Source organism: Corynebacterium sp. MSK073 (assembly GCF_030232085.1).
GTDB lineage: Bacteria > Actinomycetota > Actinomycetes > Mycobacteriales > Mycobacteriaceae > Corynebacterium.
Window position 1 is genome coordinate 100,037 of record NZ_JASPIY010000002.1, and the last position, 8,775, is coordinate 108,811.

General features: G+C 56.6%; 6 protein-coding genes. 3 read left to right on the forward strand and 3 right to left on the reverse strand.

Annotated features, from left to right (window positions below):
* Positions 1-258: 258 nt before the first annotated feature.
* Positions 259-1,317: an HNH endonuclease signature motif containing protein gene (locus QP970_RS01720; RefSeq protein ID WP_284869411.1), complete on the reverse strand. Its 1,059-nt coding sequence runs from the start codon at positions 1,315-1,317 to the stop codon at positions 259-261.
* A gap of 179 nt (positions 1,318-1,496) precedes the next feature.
* Here QP970_RS01720 and QP970_RS01725 point away from each other — a divergent pair, with 179 nt between their 5' ends.
* On the forward strand, positions 1,497-2,711 hold the full coding sequence (locus QP970_RS01725; protein ID WP_034659557.1) for an FUSC family protein: 1,215 nt from the start codon (positions 1,497-1,499) through the stop codon (positions 2,709-2,711).
* A gap of 92 nt (positions 2,712-2,803) precedes the next feature.
* Here QP970_RS01725 and QP970_RS01730 read toward each other — a convergent pair whose 3' ends face one another.
* Positions 2,804-3,619 carry a diacylglycerol kinase family protein gene (locus QP970_RS01730; RefSeq protein WP_284869412.1) on the reverse strand — a complete coding sequence of 272 codons (816 nt, stop codon included), beginning with the start codon at positions 3,617-3,619 and terminating at the stop codon, positions 2,804-2,806.
* 88 nt (positions 3,620-3,707) lie between these two features.
* On the opposite strand from QP970_RS01730, the gene QP970_RS01735 reads away from it, so the two are divergent.
* Positions 3,708-5,000, forward strand: coding sequence for an adenylosuccinate synthase (locus QP970_RS01735; protein ID WP_284869413.1), 1,293 nt, complete (start codon positions 3,708-3,710; stop codon positions 4,998-5,000).
* Between the two features lie 131 nt (positions 5,001-5,131).
* Here QP970_RS01735 and QP970_RS01740 read toward each other — a convergent pair whose 3' ends face one another.
* Positions 5,132-5,578: a hypothetical protein gene (locus QP970_RS01740; RefSeq protein WP_284869414.1), complete on the reverse strand. Its 447-nt coding sequence runs from the start codon at positions 5,576-5,578 to the stop codon at positions 5,132-5,134.
* A gap of 1,839 nt (positions 5,579-7,417) precedes the next feature.
* Between QP970_RS01740 and QP970_RS01745 the strand changes: the two genes are divergently transcribed.
* A partial coding sequence (locus QP970_RS01745) for a VaFE repeat-containing surface-anchored protein (protein ID WP_502870057.1) occupies positions 7,418-8,775 on the forward strand: 1,358 nt, incomplete at its 3' end.

The following is an 8,775-nucleotide window of genomic DNA, read 5'->3' on the forward strand; positions in this document are numbered from 1 at the left end:
AGGCGGCTTTTCCTGTTTCTGGTCCGATCTCTGGACCTAACGCTGGTCCCATCTGTGGGGCGCGGGGATGCGGCGGGGCCTTGCCGGACATGAGACAGAGCAGGCAAGTATGCCAGATTAGCCAGACAAGCTATGCCGGCCCGACCAGCTATGCCAGCGAGATTGGACAGAAATATAGGCTGGCAAGGCCAGGCGGGAACGGCAGGCCCAGCGACCCGAGTGGATTAGACGGACCAGACGGACTGGGTGGGGTGAGGATTAGGCGTAACTCCTTGTTGGTCGTGGTGAATGGGCGGGTGAGGGGATGAACCGCGGGTTACCGCTCCACGGCGGGATCCAAGCGATGCGGCCCTTGATGCGAACCATGCGCCCGCGTGCGGTGGGGCGGGAATCATCATCTTGGTTCACCGCATTGTGATGGGCACAGAGCGTTACGAGGTTTTCTTGGTTCGTGGGGCCGCCGGCGGCCCAGGCGGTGAGGTGGTGGACTTGGGCGTCATCGGCAGGCGTGGAGCAGCCGGGCCAAGCGCAAATAGGATGTTCCGCGCGGGCTAGCATGCGCTGCTTCCAGCTGGCCATGCGCTCGGTGCGATACAGGTTTACCGCGCCGTGCTCGGGGTGAACCAAGCTGACGTAACCACGTTGGGCGAGGGTGCGGGCAACGAGCTGGGCGCCGGACATGCGCGCGCCGTTGGAAAGCTGAAGCATGATGTCATCGCCCTGGCCAGCAGTGATGTGATCTAGTTGGTCGAGGGTAATGATCACATTGGTATGGACCGCGGGGAGCGCGCCGGGATTGCCCTCGAGGATGACCTGCTTGGCCGCCGCAAGCGGGTTTTCCTTATCCACGGAAGCGAGAACGCCCTTGATATCTGCGATATCCGTGGGGTCCGCGGTGATGGAGATGGTGTGGGGGCCATTGGGGCGTCGGGTATAGCGGACGCCATGGGAGGGACGCTTGGCGGGGGTGAGCTGCTTTAGGCGCTTTTTCGCGATCGCCGGAATCAGGTGGGCTTCTGCGCGGCAGAGCTCTAGGCGAAGATCCCAACTGCGGTTGGTGTCTTTCACGCGGTGGGCGAAAGACTCGATGCTTTCAAGCACAGCGAGGTCGTGGCCGCGTGAACGAGCTGCCTCGCAGGCGAGGCGCTGCTTGCGGCTATTGGAGGTGCGGCCGAAATAGGTGTGTTGCAGGCGGGCGAGTTGCGCGGCGAGGAGCTGGCTGGCGCCGGCCTCGATGAGCTGCTGTTCGGAGCATCCCTGAAACTCGGCGACGAGATCCACACCGCGACGGCAAAGTTGCAAAAATTCTGTGTTCACGGCTCCTGACCGTAAAAGTGGAACGGGTACGCGGCAATGGATGGGTAAGGCGAAACGGCGAATCTGTGGAATTCTTGCGCTGCGGGGGCCGCCGTCGCGCAGATATAGCGGGGTTATCCACAACCTGGCGCGGGCCGGGATGCGGGTATTCGGGGGGCGGTGGTAGAGAGCGGTCTTCTATGCTGGAGGACATGTCGGAAGCGAAACAAAGAGTCTCAACGAGGCAAATGCTGCGGGTGGTGGACCGCTCAGTATTATCGCGTCTGCAACGCATCCGTTCGCGCTTCGTTTATATAATCCAGGCCACCGTCGGTGCCGCATTGGCGTATTGGGTGGCTAGCTCTCTCTTTGGGCATCCGCAGCCGTTCTTCGCGCCCATCTCGGCCGTCATCATTCTGGGGCTTTCGGGCGGGGACAGGATGAAGAAGGCATTGGAGATGTCGCTAGGCGGCATCGTCGGCGTGGCTGTGGGCGATTTGCTCTTCCAAGTGGTGGGGCAGGGCCCGTTCCAGATCCTGTTTATCGTGGGAGCCGGCCTGGTGGTGGGGTCCTTTATTACGAAATCGCCGCTGGTGTCCAACCAGATTGTTTTTGGTTCCATCCTTATCGCCACGATTTTTCCGCCGACCGAGGGGCCGGGTGGCCTGCACCGGGCCATCGACGCGATGATTGGTTCCGGCATTGGGCTTATCACGATTGCGCTGATCCCGAATTCGCCGTTGAAGGAAGCTCGGCGCGAGGTGTCGAAGGTGCTGCGGATTGCATCCAGCATTCTCAATGACGTCACGCATGGCATCCGCGATACCAATCCTGAGATTATTCGCGATGCCCGCGATGCGGTGCGCGGCACGCAAAATGACGTGAATACGCTGTTGAGTGCGGCGCAATCGGGGAGGGAGGCATCGGAAGTATCGCCGCTTTTGTGGACCTCGCGCAGGAGCATTCGGTCCCTAGAGCGCATCTTGTTGCCGGTAGATAATGCGGTGCGTGGGGTGCGGGTGCTATCGCGCCGCGCGCTCGTGCTTACTGAAGACGGCGATACCGTGTCCGAGAAGCAGTTAGAGCTCTTGGAGGAACTATCAGAAATTATCCTCGCGGTGGGAGAGCTGTACGGCCGGCAAAAGCGGGACCACGATGAGGCGATAGAGATACCCGAGCTGGTGCAGCGGCTGCGCTACGTGGGCGGTCAAGCAGGTATGGATCTTATCGAAGAAGATGCGACGCTTTCTGCGTATACGATTCTCGCGCAGACGAGATCCATTGTTGTGGACATGCTGATGGTGTGCGGACTCTCGCGCGAGTCTGCCGTCGCGCACCTGGTTCCTACCTCTACGCACCCGGCGTTCCCGCCAGAGGTTTGGGAACGCAAAGATAAGCAGAAGGGGCAGAATTAGCAGGACCCCGCTCGCATATCCGCCGAGCGGGGCGCCGGTGCGGGGGCAGCGCTAAGAGCCAAGGGAAGTCGGCGTTAGCTGTGAAGGGTGGATTAGGGGCGCACGACTTGGAGGTCGCGCAGGTGGCGGTAGAAGGTGACGCGGGTGAGGGGGCGTTTGTGGGGGATGGCATCGACAAGCACGCGCAGCTGGGGGCCGCCCGCCTGGACCGCGCGGCCGGTGTGGACGGAATCCGGGTCGAGGCGGCCGGGCTTGCGCAGCAGGGAGCGCAGGCGACCTTCGGGCTCGACTGGAGAGGTTGCGCGGGCCGCCAGGATGCCCGGGGCGTCGGTCATGGGGACCAGCCGCGCGCCGAAAGTGCGGCGGCCGGAGGCGGCGAGGGTGTCATCATCGATGATGATTTCACCGGTAAGCGGGCCATTGGACCAATCCGAGATGGTTGCCGAGCCGGCGACGGCCTGGCCGGAATCGTTGCGGATGAGCGGCACCGGGCGAACCGGGGCGGTGCGGGCGAGCTCGAGGGCCTCTTGCGGCGCGCCGGGCAGGCCCCAATTGGCGGCGGCGGCCGACTCGCCCGTGGGGATGAACGCTACCTCGGCCCACAGGTTATCGGCGCGCATCAGCCGGGTGATGACGGCATTGAGCGCCGAGTCCGAGCCGGCGACGACGATGCGCAGGCGGTCCTCCAGGTAAGGCTCCTGCGGGGCGGCGGCAGGGGCGCCGAGGTGGCGGACATCGGGCTGCGCGGCGATCTCGTCCAGCGAAGGCGTGGGGTCGTGGGGGAGGAGATCGGTGGCGGCGGCATCGATAAGCGCGAGCTCCTTGCGGGAAGGAACGGCCGAAAGATCATAGGCCTCTGCGGGCAAATCAACGCCGGGGGCGCCGCAGCGGAGGAACAAAAAACGCATGCACATCATGCTACGTGGGCTATTGCGGCCAGAAAAGTGTAAGGTAAATGCGTATTTTGGCTTCAATAATGAGGAAGTGACTTAAAAGATGGCAGCAATCGTCATTGTCGGCGCCCAATGGGGCGACGAAGGCAAGGGCAAGGCTACCGATATCCTCGGCGGGAAAGTTGACTACGTAGTCAAGCCGAACGGCGGCAATAACGCCGGGCACACCGTCGTGGTCGGCGGTGAAAAATACGAGCTGAAGCTCCTGCCCGCCGGGATTCTTTCTGAAAACGCCACCCCCGTGCTGGGCAATGGCGTGGTGATTAACCTCGAGGCGCTCTTTGATGAGATCGATGGCCTGGAAGCGCGCGGGGCGAATGCCTCCCGGCTGAAGATTTCCGCGAACGCGCACCTCGTGGCGCCGTACCACCAGACCCTCGACCGCGTGCAGGAGCGCTTCCTGGGCAAGCGCGCCATCGGTACCACAGGCCGCGGCATCGGGCCGACCTACGCCGATAAGGTCGCGCGCATTGGCATCCGCGTGCAGGATATTTTCGACGAATCCATCCTGCGCCAGAAGGTCGAGTCCGCGCTGGAGATTAAGAACCAGATGCTGGTGAAGATGTACAACCGCAAGGCCATCGAGGCCGAGCAGATTGTGGAGTACTTCCTCAGCTACCGCGACCGCCTGCGCCCCATGGTCATCGACGCCGAGTTGGAGCTGAACCAGGCGCTTGCTAATGGCCAAAATGTGCTCATGGAGGGCGGCCAGGCCACCATGTTGGACGTTGACCACGGCACCTACCCGTTCGTGACTTCCTCGAACCCGACTGCGGGTGGGGCATCGGTTGGCTCTGGCATTGGACCGACGCGGATTAAGACCTCGCTGGGCATTATCAAGGCCTATACCACCCGTGTTGGCGCCGGCCCGTTCCCCACGGAGCTGTTTGATAAGTGGGGCGAGTACCTGCAGACCACCGGCGGCGAGGTCGGCGTGAACACCGGCCGTACGCGCCGCTGCGGTTGGTACGATTCCGTGATTGCGCGCTACGCCACGCGCGTGAATGGCTTTACAGATTACTTCTTGACCAAGCTCGATGTGCTCACCGGCATTGGGGAGATTCCTATCTGCGTGGCTTATGACGTTGACGGCAAGCGCTATGACGAGATGCCGGTTACCCAGTCCGAGTTCCATCACGCCGAACCGATTTTTGAAACCATGCCGGCGTGGGACGAGGACATCTCCGAGTGCACTACCTTCGATGAGCTGCCGCAGAAGGCACAGGATTACGTGCTGCGCTTGGAAGAGCTGTCTGGCTGCCGCATCTCTTATATCGGTGTCGGCCCTGGCCGCGACCAGACCATCGTGCGCCACGATGTCATGGAAGACCAGTAACGGACGCAGTTGCGTTGATGAGCTCGGCCTAGCTACGAGCTCATAAAAGCAAGAAGGGGCGAGGTACCGGTGAGGTACCTCGCCCCTTATTTAGGATCCTCGGAGCTCCCCGAGGCTATGCCCGTTCAGCTTTAGTAAGCAGCGGTCAGGTTGTCGTAGCCATTGATCTTGAGTGCTTCCATCACGCGGTCCACGGCTGCCTGGTCAGTATCCGGGTTATAGGTTTCCGGGAAGGTCAGGTGTGCGCTGTGGCTGTCCTTGAAGTCGATGTTCATGAACTCGTGGCCCAGCTCGTCAGTAGCGAGCGCGAGTTCGCGCTGCACAGCCAACTTACCGCTCTGCAGGATAGGTGCAGAGTAGTCCTGGTTTCCGTTGATTACATCTTCCTTGTCACCGGTGATGCGGCCCTTTTCGGCGTGAGCGCCGGGCTCATCGGACTGGTCGGTGGACTGCTCAGCGTCAGCGGTCTGGGTTACTTCTGGCTCAGCAAGCTGGTCTTGGGCGTCAACTGGGCCGGTGCTGCCGGTTAGAGGCAATACAGCAGCAATGGCGCTAGCAATAAAAGAAGGAATAGACATTTCCGATCCTTTCTGGGGTTAGTGTTTTAAACCGATAAAAATACTAGCACCGTAAAAGGTGGGTAACTATATGGAATTCAACTTGTTGACAATGCCATTAATAGAAAATTTAATCACAATTACTAAAGGGGAATATCTCTGAGTGAGATCTGCCTATTCGACCTGCATTAACTGAACCAAACTGTGAGAAGCATCAATGATCTTTGATCGGATGATTTGAAACATAGCTAGCGTGACTGACGGTGTTGGGTCAAGATCCTTCACTTTTATTAACTTAAGATTATCTAAATGTAAGCTATCGGGATACCTCCACTCTTCTATCGAACGCTGGAAAATAACTCTGCTTTGCGGTTTTCGAGAACCCGTATTGGGCGCATTTTATCGCTGCACCGTGGTTTTATAAAGTGCAATTTTATTGAACGGGTGTATACCTTGAGTGTGATGTGTTGAACAAAATGAAATTTTTCTTAACTTTAAATCAGTTTCTTCGATCAGTGCTTGGGGAAAGGTTGGATTATGCTGCGGGCTGACTGAAGTGTAGAAAAATCGAACGTATGGACGTCTGAAGTATGTTCCTATTACCTCAGAGGACTGGGAAGTGTGAAGATGTGATTTACAAATTCCCTGATGGCGGAGGTTTTAAAAAGCTGCACGTTTAATCTTAATAGTGTAAAGGCTGAACGTGGATATTGGTGTTAACAGTGTTAATAAATACTGTAAATGTGTTAAAACACGCAGTGTATATTCCTTCGGGCGGCGAATCGCTCTGCATTGAATATCGAACATAGGTTTATTTTTCGAAGGTTTTTCCTTCAGGCGTTCCTTATGTTCCATCCATAGATCGATAAAAACTATTAGTGGATGTATCAACGTTAATAGTGTGGATCTGTTTCATTAAATGTCAGGGATTGGTACTCTCTAAAAGGCACAAATGGCGGCAATCTGAATGGTTGGTAAACCGAGATTCCTTGCTGTGTGTTCAAATTCATATTAAAACTCTGCACGGATAAAAAGCCGTTGTGCAGTCGGAAGTTGTAAGAATTCGTCCTTTCGAAAAGGGGAAAAATGAGCGGAGTGAGAGATTTCCCTCGTGGAAGGTGGTCGGTTTTAACCGCAGTGCTTGCTGTTATTGCGGTTATCGCTGCCATGGTCACAGTTCCAGGGGCTAATGCTCAAGAATCGGGCGGTCAGGTTGATATCACCGCTAATGATGATTTGGGTAACCCTAGTGGAAAGATTAACGGCGGAGACCCTGAATGGGGTTCGCTCGTCTGGGCGGGAAAACCGCCGAAGGAAGCTAGAAAATATCGTAATTGGGCTAATCCGAAAAACAATGCCGGTTGGGCGTGGTGTATCGACATCGGTAAATATCATCCGATGCATCGGACAAATGGGGCACTTTATGATATTGATCAGGCTGGCAAGGTTGAGATCCCCGAAGAGCGTCGTGACGCTGCAATTAATGTGGCCACGAAGATGATACAGGCCTATAAACAAGGCGATAAGGCAACGGTAGCTACCTACTCAGTTTACTTGAGTGCCTTAATTGGTGATCCGTCTGTTCAAGAACGCGTGCACGAGTATATGACTGCCCCAACCGCTGACGAACAGTTAAACGATATTTTTGCACAGACCATGGGGTTCTACCATGGTAGTCTCGAAGAATTTACCCAGCTCACCGGTTTCACGGTTGAAGATTCAGCGGGTTGGCCTTTGGTCCCTGTGTCTGGGGTGGATGTTCCCAAAGCTCCTGAAGATGCCTATATCACCGTAGTGGGACCTGACGGGCGCTTAACAGGGCAAGGTTCATTAGGCGCTACCGGTAGGTTTCAACGTTTGATGCCGCCGGATCAGCCGGGCCTGCCCGATACCGAAGAGGAGCAGCCGGAAGAATCTACGACTCCCGAGCAACCTTCTGAGGAAGAAACCACGGAAGACGAGCCTACGGAGGAAGAGTCCACTCCGAATTCCACCGAAGAGCAACCTTCCGATGAGGAGACCTCGACTGAGGAGACCACTTCCTCTGAGGAACCTTCGACGGAGCAATCCACTACTCAGCCAAGCACTGAGCCTAGCGAATCGACTCCAACTACTAGTGCTTCTGAGAAGAAGCTGCAGCCAAAGATTGGCACCAAGGCAGAGTTTGCCGACGATGCTGATCAGGTTGTTGCTGGCGCAAAGGTAAAGGACACGGTTCACTATGAGGATCTGGTCCCGCACAAGAAATACACCCTTGAGGCGGAGCTAAAGGATAAGGCTGGGGACAACCAGGTCGTCGGCAAGGGCAAGAAGACCTTTACTCCAGAGCAGTCCTCCGGTGACGTGGACGTGGAGATCACTGTTGACAGTGATCTTAAGAAGCCTATTGACGCGGCAGTTGCCTTTGAGACCTTGACCTCTACTGAGGTTGATGCGGAAGGAAAGTCCACCTCTGATTCTGACAAGAAGAATGTCATCGCTGAGCACAAGGACTTGAGCGACGAGGCACAGACCGTACATTCCGTCTGGAACCCAGAGATTTCCACCAAGGCCAAGCTTGCCAAGGGTGAAACGGTTGAGTCCGGCGCTAAGGTAACCGATACCGTTAAGTACAAGGACTTGGTCCCAGGGAAGAAATACACCCTGAATGCGGAATTGGTTAATAAGGCAGACGAGTCTGTAATTGGTAAGGGTGAAAAGACCTTTACTCCGAAGAAGTCCGCTGGCAACGTTGACGTGGAAATTACTGTTGACAGTGACGTCAAGAACCCGGTCAAGGCTGCGGTTGCCTTTGAGGAGTTGACCTCTACTGAAGTTAACGCTGAGGGTGAGGACACTCCGGATGCTGAGAAGCCGAATAAAGTTGCTGAGCACAAGGACATTAATGACAAAGACCAAACCGTAAACTCTAAGAAGGACAACAATCCTTCGGAGACGTCTACGACGGAGACCTCGACGAGTAGCTCGAAGCCAAGCACCTCGGAGTCCAACAGCTCTGAACCATCGACGGAGAACAGCTCGGAATCTGAGACCTCCGAGCCATCGGACTCGGAGACCTCCTCTTCGAAGACCACGACCAGTACTGAGCCTTCAAGCACGACCTCTTCGGAAAAGCCGGAGGAGCCTGCTGATACTTCTGAAAAGCCGGAGATTTCGACGGATGCTGATTTTGCTCAGGGTTCGCATGAGGTTGTTGCTGGTGCTGAGATTGTTGATGA